Raw genomic sequence first — 22,104 nt, 5'->3', positions numbered from 1 at the left:
CTTCGCGATCCTCGGCGAGCGCTGGGACCTGCGCCATCGCCTGACCGCACTGCTCGAGCGCGGCGGACTGGGTCACCTGCGGCCGGACCAGGCGGCAGGAACCTTGAGCGGCGGCGAACAGACGCGCGTCGCGCTGCTCGGCGCCTGGCTCGCGGACGCCGACCTGCTCGTGCTCGACGAGCCGACGAACCATCTGGATCGCGCGCAGCGCGCCGCGCTGCGCGCGCAGTTGCGGATGTGGAACGGCGGCCTGCTCGTCGTCAGCCACGATCGCGCGCTGCTGCACGAGATGGAGCGCATTCTGGAATTGACCGGGCACGGCCTCGACGACCATGCCGGCAACTACGCCGACTATCGCCGCGCGAGCGATGCGGCGCGGCAGCGGGCCGCGGAAATCCTGGAACGGCGCAAGCTCGAACGGCGGCGCGGCGAAGCCGAACTGCGCGCGCAGCGCGAGCAGCAGGAGCGGCGCGCCGCGCAGGGCGCGCGCGGTGCGCGCGAGGAGAATCAGGCGCCGATCCTGCTCGGCCTGCGCCGGCAGCGCAGCGAGAACAGCCTCGGTCGGCTCAGGCAGCAGCAGTCCGAGCGCCGTGCGGCGCTGCAGGCGGAGGTCGCCGAGGCGGCGCGTGCCGTGGTCGCCGACGAAGCGATCGTTCTGTTCGCGCCGGATTCCGCCGCCGCGCACGCGCGTCGAGCCTTCGTGCTCGACGGTGTCGTGCTGCCTCACGGCATCGCCGGTGGCGCACCGCTCGACCTCGTCGCGCACGGCGGCCGGCGCATCGGTGTGACGGGGGCGAACGGCAGCGGCAAGTCGACGCTGCTGCGCGTGCTCGCGGGACAGCTGATGCCGCTGCAAGGACAGTGTCAGGTCGGTGTGCCGTGCGCCTGTCTCGATCAGACGCTGGGCATTCTCGATCCGGATCGCAGCATGTTGCAGCAGCTGATTGCGCTGGCGCCGTCGACCGGCGAAGCGGCGTTGCGCTCGCGGCTCGCGCTGCTCGGACTCGATGCCGACGCGGTCCGGCGCCCGGCCCGCGGACTCAGCGGCGGCGAGCGGTTGAAGGCGGCGCTCGCCGCCGCGCTGTACCGCGACGAGCCGGCCGGCCTGCTGTTGCTCGACGAGCCCGACAACCATCTCGACCTGGCCTCGCTGCAGGCGCTCGAACGCATGCTGAGGGACTACCGCGGCGCGCTCGTCGTCGTTTCGCACGACGACGCGCTGCTCGATGCGCTCGGGCTCGACACGCGCGTCGAGCCCGATGCGGCGGGCTGGCGGGTCTCGCCGTGGTAGCGGAATCGGAATCGGCGCACATGCAGGCGCGGCGTGCTCCGATGCCGGGGCCTTGACCCATCCGTTAGCATGCACGGATGACCTCACCCGCTCTCGAAGTCCTGCACCGCGTTTTCGGCTACGCGAATTTCCGCGGCGAGCAGGCCGCCATCGTCGATCATCTGCAGGCAGGCAACGACTGTCTCGTGCTCATGCCGACCGGCGGCGGCAAATCGCTGTGCTATCAGGTGCCGGCGCTGCTGCGCGACGGCACCGCCGTCGTCGTGTCGCCGCTGATCGCGCTGATGCAGGACCAGGTCGACGCGCTGACCCAGCTCGGCGTCGCCGCGGCGTTCCTCAATTCCTCGCTGTCGCCGCAGGAGCAGCGCGAGGTCGAACAGCGCCTGCTGCGGCGCGAACTGAAGCTCTTGTACGTCGCGCCCGAGCGGCTGCTCGGCGAGCGCATGCTCGACCAGCTCGAGCGCGTGCCGATCTCGCTGTTCGCGATCGACGAAGCGCATTGCGTGTCGCAGTGGGGGCACGACTTCCGGCCCGAATACCGCGGACTCAACCTGCTGCACGAGCGCTTCCCGCAGGTGCCGCGCATTGCGCTGACCGCGACCGCCGACGCGCCGACGCGCGCGGAGATCGTCGAGCGGCTCGGTCTCGACGGTGCGCGCCAGTTCGTCGCGAGCTTCGATCGCCCGAACATCCGCTACCAGGTTGTCGAGAAGCACAACGCGCGCCGGCAACTGCGCGAATTCCTCGCCGACCGGCACGACGAGTCGGGCATCGTCTATTGCCTGTCGCGCAAGAAAGTCGACGAGACCGCCGCGGCGCTCGTCGAGGACGGCTTCGACGCGCTGGCGTATCACGCCGGCATGGAACAGTCGTTGCGTGCGGCGAATCAGCAGCGCTTCCTGCGCGACGACGGCGTCGTCATGGTCGCGACCATCGCGTTCGGCATGGGCATCGACAAGCCCGACGTGCGCTACGTCGCGCACCTGGACCTGCCCAAGAGCATGGAAGGGTATTACCAGGAAACCGGTCGCGCCGGTCGCGACGGCCTGCCCGCGGAGGCGTGGCTCTGCTACGGCCTCGGCGACGTCGTCACGATGAGCCAGATGATCGCGCAGTCGGAATCCGGCCAGGAACGCAAGCGTGTCGAGCGCGCCAAGCTGGAAGCGCTGCTCGGTTACGCCGAGGCGACCGGCTGCCGGCGCCGCCTGCTGCTCGCCTATTTCGGCGAGACGCGCGGCGAAAATTGCGGCAACTGCGACAATTGCATAAATCCGCCGCGCAGCTGGGACGCGACCGAGGTCGCTCAGAAGGCGCTGTCGGCGGTCTATCGCACCGGACAGCGCTTCGGCGTCGGTCATCTGGTCAGCGTGCTGCGCGGCGAGGACAACGAGCGCCTGCGCAACTGGAATCATCACGAGCTCAGCGTCTACGGCATCGGCCGCGATCTCGACGCGCGCCAGTGGAGCGGCGTCTTCCGCCACCTCGTCGCGGCCGGTCACCTCGCGGCCGATCACGAAGGCTACGGCACCCTGCATCTGACCGGATCGAGCCGCGGCGTGCTCAAGGGCGAGGCGCGCGTGCTCATGCGCTTCCAGGCCGGCGAGGAACAGCGCCGCGCGGAACGCAAGGCTTCGCGCAAGGGCGGCCGCGGCGCGACCGCGCACAACAGCCTGCAGATCGCCGACGACGAACGTCCGCTATGGGACGCGCTGCGTGCCGTGCGCGCGCGGCTCGCGAAGGAACAGAACGTGCCGGCCTATGTGATCTTCCACGACGCGACCTTGCTCGACATGCTGCGCGAACATCCGACGTCGATGCGCGAACTCGCGCAGATCAGCGGCGTCGGTGCGACGAAGCTCGACAAGTATGGCGAGGCGTTTCTTGCGGTGCTGACGGAGCCGTGATGCCATCGCACACGGGCGAATCTTGGCTTTTCAGCGATGAGTGAAGAGGAGTGGGAAGCGCGTGAGCGCCACTCGTTTCTCGCTCCTCTTCAGTCTTCGCTTCATAACGGCGCCATCCGCCACATCGCCAGATTGCCAATCGACAGCGACCGTCACGGCTTCGCCGTACTCGGCGGCCGCTTCGGCATCGCGTTGGCATTGTCCATGTCGGCGGCGATGCGCCAGCTGCCGTCGGCGGCGCGGCGCAGGACCAGCACGAACTTGCCGAAATCCGGCTTGCCGGCGGCGCCGCCGAAGCCGCCGACGACATAGGCCATGTCGCCCGACTCGGCATAGTGGATCGCGCGCAACGCGAGCGGCGAGCCGGCGCTGTTCGCGTAGGCCGCGCGGATCGCGACCGCGCCGGTCGCCGGCAGCTGGCCGTTCGGCAGGGCGTAGCCGTCGTGCGTGAACAGCGCGGCGAGGGCTTCGCCGTCCTTGGCGATCCAGGCCTTTTCGTAATCGCGCAGCACGCGCTCGACTGCCGGCGGCAGCGGCACGGACGGCGACGAGGCGACGGGGGCGCGTTCTTCGGCCGCCGCGGCGACGGAGAAGGCGGCAGCCAGCACGAGGGCACGCACAAACAGAGAGCGGATCACGCGAGGACTCCAGAGGGTCGGGTTTGAACGCCTATCGACGTAATACGATACGCAATCCCGTCACGCGGTCGCCGCACCGTGCGCGACGCGCCGGCCGGCGCGGGCGATCGCCGACGCGCGTGGGCTAGCGGCGATCGCCGCCTTTCCAGCGCTGCAGCACGACGTGCGTCGGCAGGAACACGAGCAGCGGCAGGCCGATACAGAGCAGTGCGAGCCAGGCCCAGCCCGGCATCCAGGTCTGCGCGGCGGCGTCGCCGAAACCGTAGACGTAATTGATGTTGACCGGCACGTTCGGATGGGCCGGATCGGGCGGCGGCGCCGGCATGAACAACCGGCAGACCGCGATCAGCGCCCAGGCCAGCAGCGTCCAGTAGAGGAGCGCGCGCCGGTCGTAGCCCAGGCGGGCGATGAGGAACACGAGCACGAACGGCAGCCAGGCGTGGAACGACGACAGGCCGCGCGCGAACAGCGGTATGCCCGGATCGAACATATAGGCCGTCATCGACAGCAGCGGCACGCCAATCCAGCTCAGGAAAAAGTCCAGGCACCAGACCGCCTGCGGCACGATGAGCCCGACCGCCGGCATCGAGGCGAGCAGCGGCGATTCGGTCCAGACCGCGACCAGCGTGAAGAACATCGCCACGTCGCAGAAATACAGGAAATTCGTCGGCCCGTAGGTGATCCAGTAGAACGGCACCATGACGGCCATGAAGGCCGTGAAGGCGAGCTTGAGCGCAAGCGGAACGCGCTGCATCGGCAGCGTCGCGGCAGTCGTGGACATGACGTTCTCCCCCCGGGGTCGGCGGGATTCTACGGGGCCGCGAGGAGCGATAAATAGGGGACTGGCGAGGCAACCAGGAGCGCGCGGTTCCGCGTCGTCTGGTTCCTGCCTACTCCCGTCCGGCTCTTGTCCGCTCGTCGCAGCCCCTGAGACATGCCGACGCTATAGCCGCAGCCGATCTCAATTCCGGATACGCCGCATGTCCACCGACCTTGCCCGCCACATCGCCGACCGTCTGCCGGCTCCGCCCGATCCTGCCCGCCTGCTCGCGCGTCTCGCACAGCGCTATGCCGATCGCATCACCGGGCAGTTCACGCTGCCGGCGCGGCCGGGCCGCTATGCGGACCTGCCTGCGGACCTGTCGCCGCAGTTGCGCGCCGCGCTTGCCGCGCGCGGCATCACGCGGCTCTACAGTCATCAGGCCGAGGCCTGGGACTCGGTGCGGCGGGGCGAGCACACCGTCGTCGTGACGCCGACCGCGTCGGGCAAGACGCTCTGCTACACGCTGCCGGTCGTCGATGCGGCCGTCCGCGCGCGTGCGAAGGCGCTGTACCTGTTTCCGACCAAGGCGCTCGCGCAGGACCAGGTTGCCGAGCTGCTCGAGCTCAATCGCGCCGGCAACCTCGGTCTGCGCGCCTACACCTTCGACGGCGACACGCCCGGCGATGCGCGTCAGGCGATACGGCTGCACGGCGACATCGTCGTCAGCAATCCCGACATGCTGCACCAAGGCATGCTGCCGCACCACACGAAGTGGGCGCAGTTCTTCGAGAACCTGCGCTATGTCGTCATCGACGAAATCCACAGCTATCGCGGCGTGTTCGGTTCGCATCTGGCCAACGTGCTGCGGCGGCTCGCGCGCATCTGCGCGTTCTACAACGTCAGCCCGACCTTCATCCTGTGCTCGGCGACCATCGGCAATCCGCGCGAACACGCCGAAGCGCTGATCGGCCGGCGCGTCCACGCGGTCACCGAAAGCGGCGCGCCCTGCGGCGAAAAACACGTGCTGCTGTGGAACCCTCCGGTGATCAATCCCGATCTCGGCCTGCGCGCGTCGGCGCGCTCGCAAATCACGCGCATCGCACGCGCGGCGATCCGCGCGAAACTCAAGGCGCTCGTGTTCGCGCCGTCGCGGCTCATGGTCGAAGTGCTGACGAAGTATCTGAAAGACGTGTTCGACCACGACCCGCGCAAGCCCGCGCGGATCCACGCCTATCGCGGCGGCTACCTGCCGACCGAGCGCCGCCGCACCGAGCAGCTCATGCGCGCGGGCAGCATCGACGGGCTCGTCAGCACGTCGGCGCTCGAACTCGGCGTCGACATCGGCGCGCTCGACGTCGTGCTGCTGCAGGGCTATCCGGGTTCCATCGCCGCGACCTGGCAGCGCTTCGGCCGCGCGGGGCGGCGCCAGCAGGCCGCGATCGGCGTGCTCGTCGCATCGAGCCAGCCGCTTGACCAGTACATCGTGCGGCATCCGGAATTCTTTCGGGCCGCGCCGCCGGAACAGGCGCGCATCGCACCCGACCAGCCGCTGATCCTGCTCGATCACATCCGCTGCGCAGCATTCGAGCTGCCGTTCGTCGACGGCGACCGGTTCGGCGCGATCGAGCCCGATGCCTATCTGCAGGTACTCGCCGAATCCGACGTCGTGCATCGCGAAGGCGCGCGCTGGGAGTGGATTGCCGATGCGTATCCGGCCAATGCGGTGAATCTGCGCGCGGTCGCCGACGGCAACTTCGTCGTCGTCGACCGCAGCGAAGGCCGGCAGAACATCATCGCCGAGGTCGACTATTCGAGCGCCGCGCTGACCCTCTACGAAGGCGCGATCCACATGGTGCAGTCGGTGCCCTACCAGGTCGAGAAGCTCGACTGGGACGGCCGCAAGGCCTACGTCACTCGTACGCATGTGGACTATTACACCGACGCCATCGACTACACGCGGCTCAAGGTGCTCGAGCGCTTCGACGGCATGCGCGCCGCCGCCGGCAATGCGTATCTCGGCGAAGTGCACGTCGTGCGCCGCGTGGCCGGCTACAAGAAGATCCGCTACTACACGCACGAAAACATCGGCTACGGCCCGGTCACGCTGCCCGACCAGGAGCTGCACACGACCGCGCTCTGGTGGCAGCTGCCGCAGGACGCGCTCGATGCGGCGTTCGCATCGCGCCAGGACGCGCTCGACGGCTTTCTTGGCGCTGCGACAGCGCTGCACACGGTCGCGAGCGTGCGCGTGATGGCCGAAGCGCGCGATCTCATGAAATCGGTCGGCAGCGGCGACGCGGCTGCCTTCGTCGAGCGCGACCGTCACGGACGCGCGCGATGGCGCAGCGACGAAGGCGGCGTCGATGGCGAGCGCTTCACGCCGACGGTCTATCTCTACGACAACTACCCGGGCGGCGTGGGCTTGAGCGATCCGCTGTTCCGCCTGCAGGCCGAGCTCGTGCGCGACGCGGCGGCGCTGATCGCCGCGTGCGCCTGCCGCGCCGGCTGCCCGGCCTGCGTCGGCCCGGTGCTCGCCGTCGACGAAGACGCCGCGCAGACGCCCAAGGCGCACGCCGCGCGCGTGCTCGCGTTGCTGCACGCCGCATGAGCGCGCTCGCGGACAGATTGCGCCGGCTGCGCGGTCAGGCCGGCGCGACGGAACACGTTCCTGCGCCGGCGGCTGCGGTGCCGGCGACCGATGCCGAGCCGCCGGCGCTCGCGCTGCAGCGGCTGCGCCGGCTGCTGGCGCTCAGGCCGGCGCGCACCGGCCTGCCGGACGCGTCGGCGCGACCCGATCTGCCGCTCTGCGGCGAGACACTCGCCGAAGGCGTGCTCGCTGTCGAGCGGCGCTATCCCGTCGCGGCGTCCGCGCCGCTGCTGCCACCGCGCTGGCCCGACGGCGAACCCGTCGCGCGCGAGCGGTTCCTTTGCTTCGACACGGAGACGACCGGGCTCGCCGGCGGCAGCGGCACGCGCGCGTTCATGATCGGTGCGGCCGACTGGTGCGACGACACGCTGCGCGTGCGGCAGCTCTATCTCACGGCGATGTCCGGCGAGACGGCCATGCTCGAAGCGTTCGCGAGCTGGCTGCGTCCCGGCACCGTGCTCGTCAGCTACAACGGCCGCAGCTACGACGCGCCGCTGCTGCGCACGCGCTTCCGGCTGCAGCGGCTATCGGATCCGCTGCCGGGCTGCGCGCACATCGATCTGCTGCATCCGGTGCGGCGCGCCTATCGCGGCCGCTGGGAAAACTGCCGGCTCGCGACGATCGAGCGTCATCTGCTGCGCATCGTGCGCGACGACGATCTGCCGGGTTCGGAAGCGCCGGCCGCGTGGCGCAGCTTTTTGCGCGACGGACGCACCACGGCGCTGATGCGCGTGCTCGAACACAACCGGCAGGACGTCGTGACGCTCGCGCGGCTGCTGGAGCACCTCGATGAGGCGGCGGAGCCGTCGCGCTGGATGGCAGGCGCTGCGCCAGGCTGAGCGCCGCGCCGTCGGCTTTCGGCGCCTGCCGCAAAAAAAAAGACGCCGGCGGCATGCGCACTGCGTGAGCGCTTCGTCCGGTCGCGAAGCCGCCCGTCGTTCCTCGCCGCCGGCGCGGGGCGAACGCGTCATGCGCAGTCATCGTTTGCGGAGCAAAAAGCGCCAGGATGGGATCGCGGGAGGTGGCGGGCATCCATGCGACTGCGCCGCGACCCCATCCAGGCTGGGAAACGCCAGCGCGCCTGCTCGAGCGTGCTGGCGTGGCCGCGTCGCATTCCGCAACGCCTTTCCGGTGCGGCCGATCCGGTCAGATGATGCGGCACTGCAGGCCGCAGAGCTGGTCCTCGTGAAGTGCGTCGGCGACGTGGCGCCAGGTCATGCCCGGCTCGAGTTCGCCGCGGTAGAGCTCGCTGTCGATCTCGATCTCGAACGTCGGCCACTCGTCGCGCGGCGTCGGCACCTGACGCACGCGGTAGTGGCCCTGCGGCATCGCCTCGAAAAGGATGTTCAACAGGGTCTCGCGCGCCAGGTCCGGTTCCTGGTTGATCGCGACCGATCGCATGCTGGTCCAGTTGAAGCCCATGGCATTTCTCCGCCGGCCGTCACCGTGGGTATCAATGTAGCCAACTGCGAGTTTGTGTCCGCACGGGGTTTCCACTAGGCGCCAAAAGGGATTCGGCCCAGCGCGGCATCGATTGTGATGCGCATCACTCAATCCGTACGGCAGCGCTTGGCTGCAGCGCATCCATTCGTTGACGTATTCACGACGTACGTCAAAGCATGTTTAGCGGACTAGACGTTACCGACGGCAGCGATGATGGCGAGGCGCACATGAGCGACACCGTTCCGTGGGTTGGCGGAACCACCGTCGTCGTCGACGACAACGCGGCGTCCGCGGCAATGCTCGCGGAGTTCCTGCGGCTCATCGGGCACTGCTCGGAAGTGCTGCCGGTGACGACGGTCGAGGCCGTTGCCGACGCGATTCTCGCGCGTTCCCCGGATATCGCGTTCCTCGATCTGAGCCTGGCCGGGATCGACGGGCGCGAGATCGCTTCGGCGCTGCGAGCCGGCGGAAGTCGGACGCATCTGATCGCGATCACCGGATTCGGCCGGCCCGAAGATATCGAAAGCACGCGTCGGGCCGGTTTCGACGAGCACTGGGTCAAGCCGCTCGACATCGACCGCGTCGAGCGCTTCATGGCGGCGGCGCCGCGTCGCGTGCCCGAGCCGTCGGCGGGCGGCGAGTCTGTCGAGTAAACATACGTAATCGTATATTTGTGTCTTCTCGGGTCGCCCGTCTTGGATACGCATAAGAACGTACTGTTGCGACTCCGACTTTCGGCGTAGCGACCGGCTTTTTTCGCGTTTTTTCGCGACTTCTGACGGCTTGTGCCCGCCGCCCGTGAGGTAAAACCCCAATTGCCGCGCCGGCGATGCGGGCCACTAATGTCATGGCGAGCGACGAACAGGGAAGCCGTGATGATTCTTAGAAAATATCATGTTGTATACAGTGAGGCGTTCGAGGCCTGGGAGCTGCGCAGGCTTGCCGCCGACGAGACGCCGGAGCTGGTCGCGCGCTATCCGACGCGCGAAGCGGCGGTCTGCGGCTGCAAGCAGTATTGCGGCAGACAGCGCTGCACCGGTTGGGTTGCCGATCTGCTCGCCTACGACCGCGACGGCCGGCTCGCCTTCGAACAGCTGTTCGATCCGGGTCTGGCCGTTTGCTGAGCGCGGTCGCTGCGGCGGAAACCGATGCTTATTGCGCCTTCTGCGGCAACCCGTCGGTGATTTCGTAGTAGTCGCCCTTGTCGGCGACGAAGATGTGCATCGCGATCGAGGTCTGCGTCGGCGCGTCGAACGCACCCATCGCGACCGCGATCCGGTCGCGACCGGCCGCATCCCAGAACAGCGCGGCGCCGCACGTCGAACAGAAGCCGCGGCGTACCTTGGGCGAGGACTGGAACCAGGTCAGATGGTCGGCACCATGGACGGTGAGGTCGGTGCGGACGACGTCGGTCGATACCCAGTAGTGGCCGGACTGCTTGCGGCAGAGCGAGCAATGGCAGGCATCGGGTCGGTGCAGCGGCGCTGAGACCTCGAAGCGGACGGCGCCGCAAAGACAGGAACCCGTGTGCATGATGCGGCGGCCTCGTCTCAGGGAAGCCGCGATGCTCGGCTACGCCGCGCGATGAATGCAAGCGCGAGCGCGAGCAGGAACAGGCCGTAGCCGACGAGACTCGCGAGCACCTGCTTCCAGATCGCCCCTGCAGCCGGATCGGCCGCATCGAAACTCCAGTAGCCGCCGAGCGTCGCGGCGAGCAGCGCGAGCGCAAGCGCCGCGACGTCGAATGCGCGCTGCGCGGCCGTCGCCGGCTTGCGGCGCGTGCGCCAGTACACGATGCCGAGCACGAGATACCACGGCAGCAAGAGGATCAGGGACAGGTTCAGCGTGACGAGGCGGCTCATGGCTCACCCGCTCACGCCGTGCGGCTGCACGAAGCCGGTCGCGATGCCCGCGAGCACCAGCAGCACGAGCAGCACCGACAGCGCGATCCGGCGCGTCAGCGCCCTGACCATGCGCGCGCTGCCGCCCTTGTCGGTCATCATGAAATACAGGCCCGCGCCGAGGTTGTAGACGATGACGGCGAGGAAGGCGAGAACGACCAGGGTTTTCATGCGGTGGACCTCGTGAGTTCGTGAGCGAGCGCGCCGAGCCGGCGCAGCGCCGGCAGCACAGCGTCCGCGGCGTGGCCGCAATTGATGCGCAGGCAGTCGCTGAAGCGCAGATCCGGCGAAAAGATGTGGCCCGGCGCGAAGCCGATGCCGTTGCGCAGCGCGGCCTCGTGCAGGCGCATCGCGTCGAGGCCCGCAGGCAGTGCGAGCCAGAGGAAATAGCCGCCGCGCGGCCGCGTCAGCCGCGAGCCCGGCGGAAACGCGGTCTCGACGACCTGCATCGCGGCGTTCATGCGCGCCGCGAGCGAGGCGCGCAGCCGGCGCAGATGGCGGTCGTAGCCGCCGTCCTCGAGATAGTGCAGCACCGCGGTCTGCGCCGGCACCGAGGCCGCCATCGTCGTCATGAGCACGAGCCGCTGGATACGCTGCGCCTCGCGTCCCGCAGCGATCCAGCCGACGCGGTAGCCCGGCGCGAGGCATTTGGAAAACGAGGAACAATGCAGCACGAGGCCGGCCTCGTCGTAGGCCTTGGCCGGACGCGGACGCTGCGAGCCGAAATAGAGTTCGCCGTAGACGTCGTCCTCGATCAGCGGCACCGCATGCCGCGCGAGCAGCGCGACGAGCACGCGCTTGCGCGCTTCGGGCATGAGGCAGCCCAGCGGGTTCTGGAACGTCGGCATGAGCCAGCAGGCGGCGATGCGCGTGCGCGACAGCGCATCGGCGAGTGCGTCGACGTCGATGCCGTGTTCGGGATCGGTGCGGATCTGCAGCGCCTTGAGCTTCAGGCGCTCGATCGCCTGCAGCGCCGCGTAGAACGCCGGCGACTCGATCGCGACCGTGTCGCCGGGCTGCGTCACGGCCTGCAGGGCGGCATTCAGCGCTTCGAGCGCGCCGTTGGTCACGACGATCTCGTCGGGCCGAAGCCGGATACCGTCTATGCGATAACGCAGCGCGATCTGCTCGCGCAGCCGCGGATTGCCGGGCGCGAGGTTCTCGACGATGGTTTCCGGCGCGAGCCGGCGCAGTCCTTTCGCGGCCGCTTTCGCAAGTTGCGCGAGCGGAAACAGATCGGGCCCCGGAAACGCCGAGCCCAGCGGTGCGGCATGTCCCGAGCGCGCCGCGCCGAGCACGGCGAAAACGAGGTCGCTGACCGTGACTTCGCCGGCTTCGCCGCCGGGCGCTGCAACCGGGACGTCGGGCATGCGCGCGGCGGAGGTCGCCGCGACGTAGAACCCCGACTGCGGACGCGCCTGGATCAGTCCTTCGCGTTCGAGCTTCTGATAGGCCTGGAACACCGTGGACGCGCTGACGCCGCGGCGCGCACGCGCTTCGCGCACGGACGGCAGCCGATCGCCGGGGGCGAGCTGGCCGTCCTCGATCAGGGCCGCGATTTCCGCGGCATAGCGCTCGTAGAGTTTCATCGTCAGCGCTCGTCGATGCCGCCCCAGGCGCCGACGTCGGCGGCGTCGACGGGTCTCGGGGCGTCGCCCCAGCGCGCGCGCAGCGTGCTGACGAGCGCGGCGACTTCGGCCGGCGACAGCGTCTGTGCGAACGGCGGCATAGTGTAGGGAGCCGGGTTCTGCGGCGTCGCCGGAGCGGCGGCGCCGAACAGCACGAGCTTGATCGCGTTGATCGGGTCCGGGTTGGTCAATGCGGATGAATTCGCGAGCGCGGGATATTTGCCGGATTCGCCGCGGCCGTCATCGCCATGGCAGTCGGCGCAATGCTCGCGATACAGGCGATCGCCGAGCGCGCGCTGTCCTGTCGGCAACTGCCAGCGCGCGGTCTCGCGCACCGGCGGAACCGCCGGCAGCGCGCGAAGATAGGTTTCCACCGCGTCGGCGTCGGCTGCGTCGAGGTGCTGCAGGTTCTGTGCGATCACATCGGCCATCTTGCCGTAGGCCGCACGTCCGTCGACGGCCGCACCGCGCAGGTACTTCGCGACCGCGCCCGGCGCGTAGTGCGCGAGCGTCTGCGCGTTCAGCGCCGGCGCGTACCAGCCGCGCACGCGGCCTCCGCCGAGCTGCCGGCCCGGCGCGAGCGACGCGAACGTGCCGCGCGTGCCGTGGCAGACCGCGCAGTGACCGATGCCTTCGACGATCGCCGCGCCGCGCTGCAGCGGGGTGGCTTCCGCGACGGCAGGCAGCGGCGGCGCGGGTCGGTAGTAGAGCAGGCGCCAGGCGGTCATCGCGCCGGGCAGGTTCGCGGGAAATTCCAGCGCATCGGGCGGCGGCGCCGTCGGCACGGCCGGCACGCCGGCGAGATAGGCGAACAAGGCGTCGAGTTCCGCATCGCTCAGACGCGAAAAATTCGCATATGGAAATACCGGCGACTGCACGCCGTTGCGACTGACGCCGTGACGCATCGCGTGGCGGAATTCGGCCGCCGACCACGCGCCGATGCCGTGCTGCGGATCGGCGGTGAGATTGCTGCTGTAGATCGTGCCGTAGGGCGTGACGAACGCGCGCCCGCCGGCATACGGCGCGCCGCCGAACGCGGTATGGCAGCCGGCGCAGTTGCCGAGCCGCGCGAGCGCGCGTCCGCGTTCGATCACCGTCGCGTCGGTCGGAACGACGCGGGCTTCGCCCTGCGGTACGCGATACGGCGTCATGCCGCCCTGGCGCGCGAACATCAGCAGCAGCCAGGCCGTCGCGAACAGCGCGAGCGGCAGGATGCACGCAACGAGCAGCAGGCGCCGGCGCGTCATGGCTGCACCGCCGCGTGCGGCAGATCGGCGCAGGCCTGCGGCGGCACGAAGCTGCCGGCCGGCGCCGGGCGCAAGGCCTCGGTATGTTGCTGCGCCGACAGCCAGGCCGCGATCGCGCGGATCTCGGCCGGTTCCAGCGCGCGCGCGATCGAGGCCATGCAGTCGGGCTGCCGCGCCGTGCGCACGCCGGTGCGCCAGCCGCCGAACTGCGCGACGACGTATTCCTCGGGCAGCGCGACCAGTGCGGGAATCGCGGGCTCGAGTCCGGCGAGATCCGCGCCGTGGCAGGCGGCGCACGCGGGAATCCCGCGCGTCGCGTCGCCGTCGGCGATCAAGGCCTGCGCGCGCCGCGCCAGGGCCGGATCGATCTTCTTCGGCGCCGCATCCGACGGATTCGCGCGCGGCGGCAGCGCGGCGAAATGCGTGGCGATGCGTTCGAGGTACGCGTCGTCCATGTTGCGCATGAGCCAGCCCATCTGCGGATAGTTGCGCCCGCCGTCGCGGAATGCGCGGAGCTGGCTGAGCAGGTAGCCGGCCGGCTTGCCGGCGAGGTGCGGGTAGTACTCCGACGCCGTGCGGCCTTCGCCCCGGGCGCCGTGACAGGCGCTGCACGCGGCAAGCCGTTCGGTCAGATCGCCGGCGTCATCCGCGGCGAACCCGGGCGTCGCGAGCATCGAGATCAGCAGAAGCAGCGGGCGGCACGTTTTCATGCCGTTATGGTGACCGTATCAGTTGTATCGGAACAGCGTCAGTTACCCGCGTGTTCCACCGGATCAGTTCCGGCTGCGTGCGGCACGCATCACGTGCGCTCGGCTCCGTCGGTCGAGTCCTGCGCTGCCTCGCCGGCGCGTCCGCGCGCGTCGCGCGCGCGCAGGCCCGACTCGATGCTGCGCACGATCTCGTCGATGTCGGCGGGCTTGCCGAAATGCGCATCGAAGCCCGCGCGCAGGGCTTCGTCGCGTTCACCGAGCGAGGCGAAGCCGGTCAGTGCGATCGCATAGCGACGCTCCGTGCCCGCGGCGTCTTCACGGCGTCGCAGCGCGCGGGCGAGTTCGTAGCCGTCCATGCGCGGCATCGCGATGTCGGCGACCATCACATCGAAATGGCGGCGCGCGAGCTGGTCGAGCGCGTCGAAGGCGTCGCCCGCGGTGGTGACGATCGCGCCCAGCGTGCCGAACAGCATCGCCAGCGCGTCGCGGCCCGAGGCTTCGTCGTCGACGACGAGAATGCTCACGCCGGCCAGCGACGACGGTGCCGGCGACGAGGACTGCGCGAGACCGCGCGAGCCGTCGAGCGAACTCGGCGTCAGCGGCAGACGGACCACGAAACGCGCGCCGCGTCCCGTTCCCTCGCTGCTGGCCGTGACGGTGCCGCCGTGAGCGTCGATCAGGTTGCGCACGATCGCGAGGCCGAGGCCCATGCCGCCGAATTCGCGCGTCTTCGTGATGTCGCGCTGGCTGAAGCGGTCGAACACGCGCGGCAGTTCGTCCGCGGCGATGCCGATGCCGGTGTCGGATACCGAAACCTCGACATGCATGTCGACGCGCGCGAGCGTGATGTCGATGTGGCCGCCGGCCGGTGTGAACTTGACCGCGTTCTCGAGCAAGTTGCCGAAGATCTGCTGCAGCCGGCGCAGATCGCCGGTCACGACCGCCGGCTGATTCACCCCGGATGCCGACAGCGTCTTGTTTTCTTCGGCCGCCCTCGGCGCAACGGCCTCGACGACCGAGCGGATCACGGCGGCGAGGTCGGTCGGGCGCAGGTCGAGCACGAGGCTGCCGCTCGTGATGCGGGATATGTCGAGCAGGTCGTTGATGAGCTGCGCCTGCGTGCGGCAGCTGCGGTCGATCGCGTCGACGCCGAGCGCGGCCTTCGGATGCAGTTCGGTCACGCCGACGACGCGCAGCACCTGCAGCCAGTTCGCGATGACGTTGAGCGGCGCGCGCAGTTCGTGACTGACCAGCGCGAGAAAATCGTTCTTCGCCGCATTCGCGCGCTCGGACTCGACGCGCGCGCGGTTGGCGACGTCGAGCGCGATCTTCAGATGATGGATGTCCTGCAGTGCGAGCACCGCGCCGTCGATGCGGCTTTCGCTGGTCTGGTACGCGCGCGCCCAGAGCACGTACCAGTTGCCGCCGCTGCCCTGGACCTCGCGTTCGACCGGACGCAATTCCTGCAGCGCTTCGTTGAAGGCCGTGTCGAGCACGCCCGCGGCGAACGCCGGCGCGGCGAGGCGCTGGCCGATGCTGGCCTCGTCGAGCGCAAACAGTTCGGCCGCCGCCGGCGAAAAGTGCCGCACGCGCTGCTCGCGGTCGAGCATGAGCACGGGCACCGGAATGCCGCGGATCAGATTGCCGAGATCGTCGTTGAGCCCGACGAGCTGCTCGTTGCGCCTTTGCAGTTCGTCGTTGAGCGTGGTCAGGTGCGTGTTGGCCTGTTCGAGATCGCGCTTGGCTTCCTTGAGCTCCTCGTTCGCGCTCTGCAGCTCTTCGTTCGCCGAAAGGATTTCCTCGTTCGCAGTGCGCAGCTCCTCGCCGGTCGCGTCGTATTCGGCGACGAGCGCGCGCAGTTGCGCGCGGGTCTGTTCGAGCTCGTCGCCGAGCACCCGCACGTAGCGTTCGAGGTCTTCGGAGCGCGCGTCGGATTCCGACAGCAGCGGCGGTGCGGTTTCGCCGTCGGCGCAGTGCTGCACCGAGACGAGGAAATAGCGTTCCGTGCCGCCGGCCGGTATCGGCACGACTTCAAGCGCGCAGAAGTGATCGCCCAGGCGCACGCGTTCGCGCCGCACCGGCAGCTTGCTGCGCACGGCCTCCATGAGCGCGGCGCGCACGTCGACCTGCAGTTCGGGGCGCACGAGACGCGCGAGCGACAATGCCGCATCGCCGCTGGTGGGCTGCAGCAGATGCGAGGTGTCGCCGCGGAACTGCATGACGCGGCCGTTCGCATCGACGACGAATCCCGGCGGCGCATAGCGCGCGAGCGCGAGCCGGTCGATCAGGCTTTCGAGCGTGGTCGTCGTCGCCTCGGCCGGCAGCGACACGGCCGTCGTCGGCAGCTCGGCCAGCGAGAAGCCGCGGACCGGCGGCCGCGTGATCTGGCGCCGGCGATACAGGCTCAGCGCCGGCTGGCGTTCCTCGAACAGTTCCGCGTCGGCGGTTTCCGACGGCCCGAGCAGGAGGTGCCCGCCGCGGCGCAGCGCGTAGAAGAACACTTCGAACGCCTGGCGCTTGGCCGCCTTGCGCAGATAGATGAGGAAATTGCGCGCGGAGACGAGATCGACGTTGGAGAACGGCGCATTCGTGAACACGTTGTGCGTCGCGAATACGCACATCTCGCGGACCTGCTTGGCGATGCGCCAGCCCTTGTCGTCGCGCACGAAATAGCGTGCGCGCAGATATTCCGGCACCGACGCGACCGCGGCCGCGGGATAGCAGCCCGAGCGCGCCTGCTGGATCGCGCGCTCGTTCACGTCGCTGCCGAAGATCTGCACCTTGCGCGCAATGCCCGCGGCCTGCAGCGTGTGATGCAGCAGCATCGCGATCGAATATGCTTCTTCGCCGGTCGAGCAGGCCGGCACCCAGATGCGGATCGTGTCCGCGGTGCGGTCGATGAGTTCGGGAAACACGTGCTGTTCGAGCGCGCCGACGAGTTCGAGATCGCGGAAGAACGCGGTGACGCCGATCAGCAGATCGTCGCGGAACGTGCCGAGCTCGCGCACGTCCTCGCGCAGCAGCCGGACATAACTGGCCAGGTCGCCGCGCGACTGCAGGAACGCGCGTCGCAGCAGCCGCCGGCGCAGGTTCACGTCCTTGTAGTAGCCCAGGTCGAGGCCGAACTGCTTGTGCACGAGCGCCAGCGCCTCGGCGACGTGTTCGCTTTCATCGACCGGCTGCGTTCCGCTCGGACGAAAGAACCGCGCGAGCGTCGCGCCGACCGCTTCGGGAGCGAGTATCTCGTCGGCCAGCCCTTCCTCGATGACGAGTTGCGGCATGCCGTCGTGCTGCGCACTCGCGGGATCCTGCGCGATCACGAGGCCGCCGTTGAATTTCACGGCAGTCGCGCCGGCCATGCCGTCGCTGCCGATGCCCGACAGCACGACGGCGGCGACGCACGCGCCGTCCTGCGTCGCCGCGGATTCGAGAAACCGGTCGATCGCGAAGTTCGCGCCGGGCGGACGCGCGTCGATCTGCGCGCGGCGGCCGTTCAATGTCGCGATCTCTCCGGGGCCGAGCACATAGACCGCGGCGTCCTCGAGCGCGTCGTCGTGCGCGAGCACGCGCACCGGCAGCGGCGTCACGCGCTGCAGCACGTCGGTCAGCACGCTGTCGTGATTCGGATCGAGATGCGTGATGACGACGGTCGCGAAATCCGGCTGCGCCGGCAGTCCGGCCAGCGCGCGCGACAGCGCATCGATGCCGCCCGCCGAAGCGCCGAGCACCGCGAGGCTCCATGAAAGCGAATTGTCGTCCTCTTGCGTCACCGAGCGGTCCTCGCTGGGGGAATTCGCGCCGCCGGCGGACTGGGAGCCGGCGGCGTCGGTCGGGGCGGGTTACATAGCGTCTCAGGCCCGCGGCTCCCGGTCGAGCGTGCTGCGTGCGCGGCGGCGGGACGCCGCGTCAGCGCACCGGCGCGTAGTTCACCGGGACCCAGCGATAGCCGCTGCCGTCCGCGTCGATGTAGCCGATGCCCGGGAACGACAGATGCGCCGCAGCGACCAGGCGACCGTCCTTCGCCGCCGCGTCGAACGCCTCGCGCCGGTCCGCAGCAGCCTGTTTGCTGTCGCGATCGAATCCGATGACGACCTCCGGATGCGCGAACTGCACGGCGCCGACATGAATCATGTCGCCGATCACTTCGAGCTTCTGGCCGCCGCTTTCGACGACATAGCTGCTGTGCCCCGGCGTGTGCCCGTGGCGAGCCACGCTGCGGATGCCCGGGACGAGTTCCGTCGCGCCGTCGAACGGCTTGAAGCGGCCGGTCTTGACGTACGGAGCGAACGCGTCGCGCGCGACCTTGAACGATCCGCGCCTGTCCTCCGGTGCGGCGTCGGCCGTCGCTTCGTCGAGCCAGAACGCGGCGTCGGCCTTGTCGGCCCGCACGATCGCATTCGGAAACATCGGCGTGCCGTCCTTCGCGAGATTGCCGAGGTGATCGCCGTGCATGTGCGTGATGTAGATCTCGTCGACCTGCGCGGGCGCGTAGCCGGCGTTCGCGAGGCTCTGCAGCAGCTTGCCGCCGTCGGCCATGCCGCCGCCGCCGCCGGTGTCGATGAGCACGAGCTTGGTACCGGTGTTCACGAGGAACGCGTTCATCGACGTGTCGACCGGCTCCTTGAGATGAGCCTTGGTCAGGTCCGCCACGATCTCCGCAGACGAACGGCCCTGCAGCAGTTTGGTCGGTTCGATCCGGAGCACGCCGTCGGACAGTGCGGTGACTTCGAAGCTGCCGAGCGCAAGGCGGTAGTAGCCCGGCTGCGTGCGGACCTGCGGCGCCGCGGCCGAGGCGGACAACGACAGTGCAGCGAGCAGCAGCGCGCCGGCGCGCGGTGCGGAAATGCGGAACGGGACAGACATGTCAAAGCTCCTTGCGATGACGCGCCCAGGGAGGCGCAATCGCTCAAGCGTAGTCGTCCGCCGCGTCGCGCGGAAGCGGCCGCGACGTCATTGCGCCATCGCCGCGTCCGCACGCGCGCCAGCGGCGCTGCCAACGGGCGCCGCGCAAGGAAACAGCGGGTGTCCGCGCGGCGCTCGGGGCGCCGGCACCGTCAGGCGCCAAGCAGGCGCAACAGTTCGTTCGGTTCCGCCGGCTTCGTGCAGTGCGCATGAAAGCCGGCCGCTACGGAGCGGGCGCGATCGTCGGGTGAAGATCGACCGCTCAGCGCAATCAGCCGTGCCGGCGTGCTGCCGGGTTCCGCCGTCAGCGCCTCGGCGACCTGCCAGCCGTTGAGTCCGGGCATGTCGATGTCGAGCAGCGCCGAATCCGGCTTCGCGGCGCGGCAGACGGCGAGCGCTTCAGTGCCGTCGTGCGCCGTCAGTACTTTGTGGCCGCAAAGCCGGAAGAGGTGTGCCAGCGTCGCCAGCAGGTGTTCATCGTCGTCCGCCACCAAGATCGTCAAAGCCATCGCACTTCCGTCCTGCCCCTGAGCGGTCAGTCTGGGCAGGACGGAGTGAACAGGGAGTGTTCGTTGCGTGAGAGAGGGACGAATGATGCGTGACGGATCGATGTCGGTCAGCGTTGCAACGCGGGCACAGCGACGGTTACGTGAGAATCGCCGCGCCGATCTTGGCAAGCCGGTCGCCGATGACGCGCACGCGAACCGCCGATGCGACAGCAACGCCACTGCCGTCCGGCGAGCTCTTGCTGCCGTTGTCGCGACCATCACCGGTTATGCCGACATGGACACCGAGCACGTGACCCTGGGCATCGAGCAGCGGTGATCCGGAGTTGCCCTGAAAGGAGTCGACGTTCGTGCGGATGATGTCCTCCGTGAACGAATGCACGAAAGGCGCCGGTCCCTGCTCCGTCTGCGCGACGATCGTCAGCGGCTGCATCCGGGCGCAGCCGATCATGGCGACTTCCTGATGCGCCACGAGGCGGTTAAGGTTCGCGATCACGACGCCGAGCCGCGATGTCGGTTCTTTCAGCGTGACGATCGCGATGTCGTCGCTTCGACGTGCCGTCGTGTGCTCGCTGACGGTACTGCCGAACGCGACGTTGTAGGCCGGTACTTCGTAACGCAGCGGCAGATCGTCTTCGGGCTGCCGCAGGCAACCCGCGTGCAGATCGAACACGAATGCCGAGCTGCCGATCCAGTATTCGTCGATCGCGTGTGCCGCCGTCACCATGTGCTGCGGCGTGACCAGGAAGGCCGTGCCGATTCCGCCGGCGATGCTCGGCAATCGCTCGACCGCATCGCTGCCGGCGGCACTGGGTAGTGCTTCCAGCCAGAATCCGGCGGGGCAGGGAATCAGTGCATGCGTGCGGACGACCAACGCGGTTGCCGCGAGGCATCGCTCGAAGCGTTTCGCCGTTGCTTCGGACGCCTGCGGGATGCCGAGTGTTTCCACGGCCGTTTTCGACGACGAAGGGACGAAGCTCATGCGGTCGTAGTTCCTGACGATTTCGCCGAGATCGGATTCGGACACGCTCGGAAAGCGCGAACGCAGGTTGTAACCGGTCTGCGCGCCGGCGGCGGCCGCATCGATGTTCATCGCGGATCTCCGTCGCCGCCTTCGTCGGGGTGGTGGTGAGGAGGTGCCTCGTATTCGGCGCGATAGCTCATGCTCCAGCCGTGCGGCGTGTTGGCGCGCACGGCGCGAAACTGCATGTGCCTTCCGTAGGCCGTCGTCGTGAACGCCGCGACGTCGTCGTTCCAGCCGAGCTGCAGCGCGGTGCCGAGCACCGCCCGCCCGTCAGTGTCGATAACGGTCATCGCGAGTTCGCCGCCCACCGGCGAGAAATAGAACGCGTCGCGGTTGCCGAAAATCGGCCGGCGCAGCGTCGTGTCCGTCGATATGGCGACATAGGACCAGCCGTCCTTGACGGTGGTCAGCGCCGAGACCGTCTCTTCTTTCGTTGCCATCGTAGTCCCCGTCGAAGTGTCCATCGTCGGACTGATAACAAGTGGCCGCGTCGCGCGATTTCTCGCACCGCGGATTGCGGGCGGCGCGGGGCGATTTGCGAGCGGAAACGCATGGTTGCGTTGTCGCATTGTGGCGCATTGCGGGGACAGTGTCGCTTTCACACACGACGGCTGCCGCGCAGCTTCGCGACGGTGTCTCGCGGAAGTGTGTCTCGCCACGCGCAGAGTCGCTGCGTTGCCGCGATGCGCGGATCGGGAGCCGGTCTTTGTTACGCCAGTCGCAACGGGCGTCGCGCACGCCGAAAGGCGTCGCGAGACGATGCGCACAGAGGTGTCTGGAAAGTGGTGGCCGGGGACGGAATCGAACCGCCGACACGGGGATTTTCAATTCCCGACACTTCTTTCCCATGTGATCCTTGCCATTGCTGACAGGTGCAAAAAATACATCTGTAACAGTAGGTTACGCTGGACGTGATTCCGTTGTGTTCCTTGGGGTTCCGCTGTAGCACTGCTGACTTAGTGCTGACTTCCGAACTGGCCGCGCGATGCCGACCTCCAAGCTCACCAAGACGTTTATGGATCGCCTCACCTACGGCGGGGAGAACGGCTCAAAGTTCGTCATATGGGACGAAGGCCTTCCGGGTTTCGGCGTTCGAGTTTTCCCGAGCGGTCGGAAAGCGTACGTGGTCGCGTATCGTCACGCGGGACGGCAACGACTGCTTACGCTTGGCGGCGAGACACTAGGGAAGGTCTGAACAAGCCACAAAAATTCTTGCGCGAACGGCACTTCGTGAGCTTCGGAACCAAATACAGGCACAAAGCAAGCAATATCGGCTTGCAAAGGCTGCAAATAGCAGCCTTTCTGCCGCATTACGCGGCCTTCAGACGCAACTCACCTGTCATCGCCAGCAATCGCTTCCGAGCCATCCACAGATTCGATAGCGCGAATAGCGTCAGGATCTGAGCCGTGTTCTTCGCAAGCCCCTTGAATCGCACCTTCACATAGCCGAACTGGCGCTTCACGACGCGGAACGGATGCTCGACGCGTGCGCGAATACTT

At 68.5% G+C, this 22,104-nt stretch carries 21 protein-coding genes; 6 read left to right on the top strand and 15 right to left on the bottom strand.

From position 1 onward, the window contains the following. A partial coding sequence (locus VLF18_RS02360) for an ATP-binding cassette domain-containing protein (RefSeq protein WP_325278013.1) occupies positions 1–1,291 on the top strand: 1,291 nt, incomplete at its 5' end. A 77-nt stretch (positions 1,292–1,368) separates the two neighbouring features. Further along, a complete protein-coding gene (recQ, locus tag VLF18_RS02355; RefSeq protein ID WP_325278012.1) occupies positions 1,369–3,195 on the top strand; it encodes a DNA helicase RecQ in 1,827 nt (608 codons plus the stop codon). A 152-nt stretch (positions 3,196–3,347) separates the two neighbouring features. Here the strand turns inward: recQ and VLF18_RS02350 are convergent, their stop codons facing one another. Further along, the gene (locus VLF18_RS02350) at positions 3,348–3,833 is read right to left on the bottom strand and encodes a YybH family protein (protein WP_325278011.1); all 486 of its coding nucleotides are present in this window, start codon (positions 3,831–3,833) and stop codon (positions 3,348–3,350) included. 124 nt (positions 3,834–3,957) lie between these two features. Continuing rightward, the gene (locus tag VLF18_RS02345; RefSeq protein WP_325278010.1) at positions 3,958–4,614 is read right to left on the bottom strand and encodes a hypothetical protein; all 657 of its coding nucleotides are present in this window, start codon (positions 4,612–4,614) and stop codon (positions 3,958–3,960) included. A 199-nt stretch (positions 4,615–4,813) separates the two neighbouring features. On the opposite strand from VLF18_RS02345, the gene VLF18_RS02340 reads away from it, so the two are divergent. Then, positions 4,814–7,204 carry a DEAD/DEAH box helicase gene (locus VLF18_RS02340; RefSeq protein ID WP_325278009.1) on the top strand — a complete coding sequence of 797 codons (2,391 nt, stop codon included), beginning with the start codon at positions 4,814–4,816 and terminating at the stop codon, positions 7,202–7,204. Next, the gene (locus VLF18_RS02335) at positions 7,201–8,082 is read left to right on the top strand and encodes a ribonuclease H-like domain-containing protein (protein WP_325278008.1); all 882 of its coding nucleotides are present in this window, start codon (positions 7,201–7,203) and stop codon (positions 8,080–8,082) included. The genes VLF18_RS02340 and VLF18_RS02335 overlap by 4 nt, the downstream gene beginning before the upstream one ends. 307 nt (positions 8,083–8,389) lie before the next feature. Here VLF18_RS02335 and VLF18_RS02330 read toward each other — a convergent pair whose 3' ends face one another. Next, entirely contained in the window at positions 8,390–8,665 is a 276-nt protein-coding gene (locus VLF18_RS02330) for a hypothetical protein (RefSeq protein ID WP_325278007.1), read from the bottom strand. Positions 8,666–8,913: 248 nt separating this feature from the next. Here VLF18_RS02330 and VLF18_RS02325 point away from each other — a divergent pair, with 248 nt between their 5' ends. Together VLF18_RS02325 and VLF18_RS02320 are read left to right on the top strand one after the other, a co-directional pair. Beyond that, positions 8,914–9,339 carry a response regulator gene (locus VLF18_RS02325; protein WP_325278006.1) on the top strand — a complete coding sequence of 142 codons (426 nt, stop codon included), beginning with the start codon at positions 8,914–8,916 and terminating at the stop codon, positions 9,337–9,339. A 222-nt stretch (positions 9,340–9,561) separates the two neighbouring features. Then, positions 9,562–9,810, top strand: coding sequence for a hypothetical protein (locus VLF18_RS02320; RefSeq protein ID WP_325278005.1), 249 nt, complete (start codon positions 9,562–9,564; stop codon positions 9,808–9,810). Between the two features lie 28 nt (positions 9,811–9,838). On the opposite strand, the gene VLF18_RS02315 is transcribed toward VLF18_RS02320, so the two are convergent. The 12 genes from VLF18_RS02315 to VLF18_RS02260 all read right to left on the bottom strand — a co-directional run. Further along, positions 9,839–10,219, bottom strand: a complete 381-nt coding sequence (locus VLF18_RS02315; RefSeq protein WP_325278004.1) for a GFA family protein — start codon at positions 10,217–10,219, stop codon at positions 9,839–9,841. Between the two features lie 17 nt (positions 10,220–10,236). After that, on the bottom strand, positions 10,237–10,548 hold the full coding sequence (locus tag VLF18_RS02310; protein ID WP_325278003.1) for a hypothetical protein: 312 nt from the start codon (positions 10,546–10,548) through the stop codon (positions 10,237–10,239). A gap of 3 nt (positions 10,549–10,551) precedes the next feature. Beyond that, positions 10,552–10,758, bottom strand: coding sequence for a twin transmembrane helix small protein (locus VLF18_RS02305; protein WP_325278002.1), 207 nt, complete (start codon positions 10,756–10,758; stop codon positions 10,552–10,554). After that, positions 10,755–12,176, bottom strand: a complete 1,422-nt coding sequence (locus VLF18_RS02300; RefSeq protein ID WP_325278001.1) for a PLP-dependent aminotransferase family protein — start codon at positions 12,174–12,176, stop codon at positions 10,755–10,757. Before VLF18_RS02300 ends, VLF18_RS02305 begins: the two co-directional genes overlap by 4 nt. A gap of 2 nt (positions 12,177–12,178) precedes the next feature. Then, positions 12,179–13,462: a c-type cytochrome gene (locus VLF18_RS02295; protein ID WP_325278000.1), complete on the bottom strand. Its 1,284-nt coding sequence runs from the start codon at positions 13,460–13,462 to the stop codon at positions 12,179–12,181. Continuing rightward, positions 13,459–14,172 (bottom strand): c-type cytochrome, encoded by a 714-nt coding sequence (locus VLF18_RS02290; protein WP_325277999.1) that lies wholly within the window; start codon positions 14,170–14,172, stop codon positions 13,459–13,461. The genes VLF18_RS02295 and VLF18_RS02290 overlap by 4 nt, the downstream gene beginning before the upstream one ends. A gap of 89 nt (positions 14,173–14,261) precedes the next feature. After that, the gene (locus VLF18_RS02285) at positions 14,262–17,942 is read right to left on the bottom strand and encodes a CheR family methyltransferase (protein ID WP_325277998.1); all 3,681 of its coding nucleotides are present in this window, start codon (positions 17,940–17,942) and stop codon (positions 14,262–14,264) included. A gap of 136 nt (positions 17,943–18,078) precedes the next feature. Further along, positions 18,079–19,035 carry an MBL fold metallo-hydrolase gene (locus VLF18_RS02280; RefSeq protein WP_325277997.1) on the bottom strand — a complete coding sequence of 319 codons (957 nt, stop codon included), beginning with the start codon at positions 19,033–19,035 and terminating at the stop codon, positions 18,079–18,081. Between the two features lie 191 nt (positions 19,036–19,226). Then, positions 19,227–19,751 (bottom strand): response regulator, encoded by a 525-nt coding sequence (locus VLF18_RS02275; RefSeq protein WP_325277996.1) that lies wholly within the window; start codon positions 19,749–19,751, stop codon positions 19,227–19,229. Beyond that, entirely contained in the window at positions 19,720–20,673 is a 954-nt protein-coding gene (locus tag VLF18_RS02270; RefSeq protein WP_325277995.1) for a serine protease, read from the bottom strand. The genes VLF18_RS02275 and VLF18_RS02270 overlap by 32 nt, the downstream gene beginning before the upstream one ends. Then, on the bottom strand, positions 20,670–21,044 hold the full coding sequence (locus tag VLF18_RS02265) for a hypothetical protein (RefSeq protein WP_325277994.1): 375 nt from the start codon (positions 21,042–21,044) through the stop codon (positions 20,670–20,672). Before VLF18_RS02265 ends, VLF18_RS02270 begins: the two co-directional genes overlap by 4 nt. Positions 21,045–21,914: 870 nt before the next feature. Further along, positions 21,915–22,104, bottom strand: a 190-nt coding sequence (locus VLF18_RS02260; RefSeq protein WP_325277993.1) for a transposase, incomplete at its 5' end; no start/stop codon positions are given.

Source organism: Tahibacter sp., from assembly GCF_035481375.1.
In the GTDB taxonomy this organism is placed as follows: Bacteria; Pseudomonadota; Gammaproteobacteria; order Xanthomonadales; family Rhodanobacteraceae; genus Tahibacter.
The sequence above is the reverse complement of the archived record's forward strand: the minus strand, read 5'-3'. Positions and strand labels throughout refer to the sequence as shown.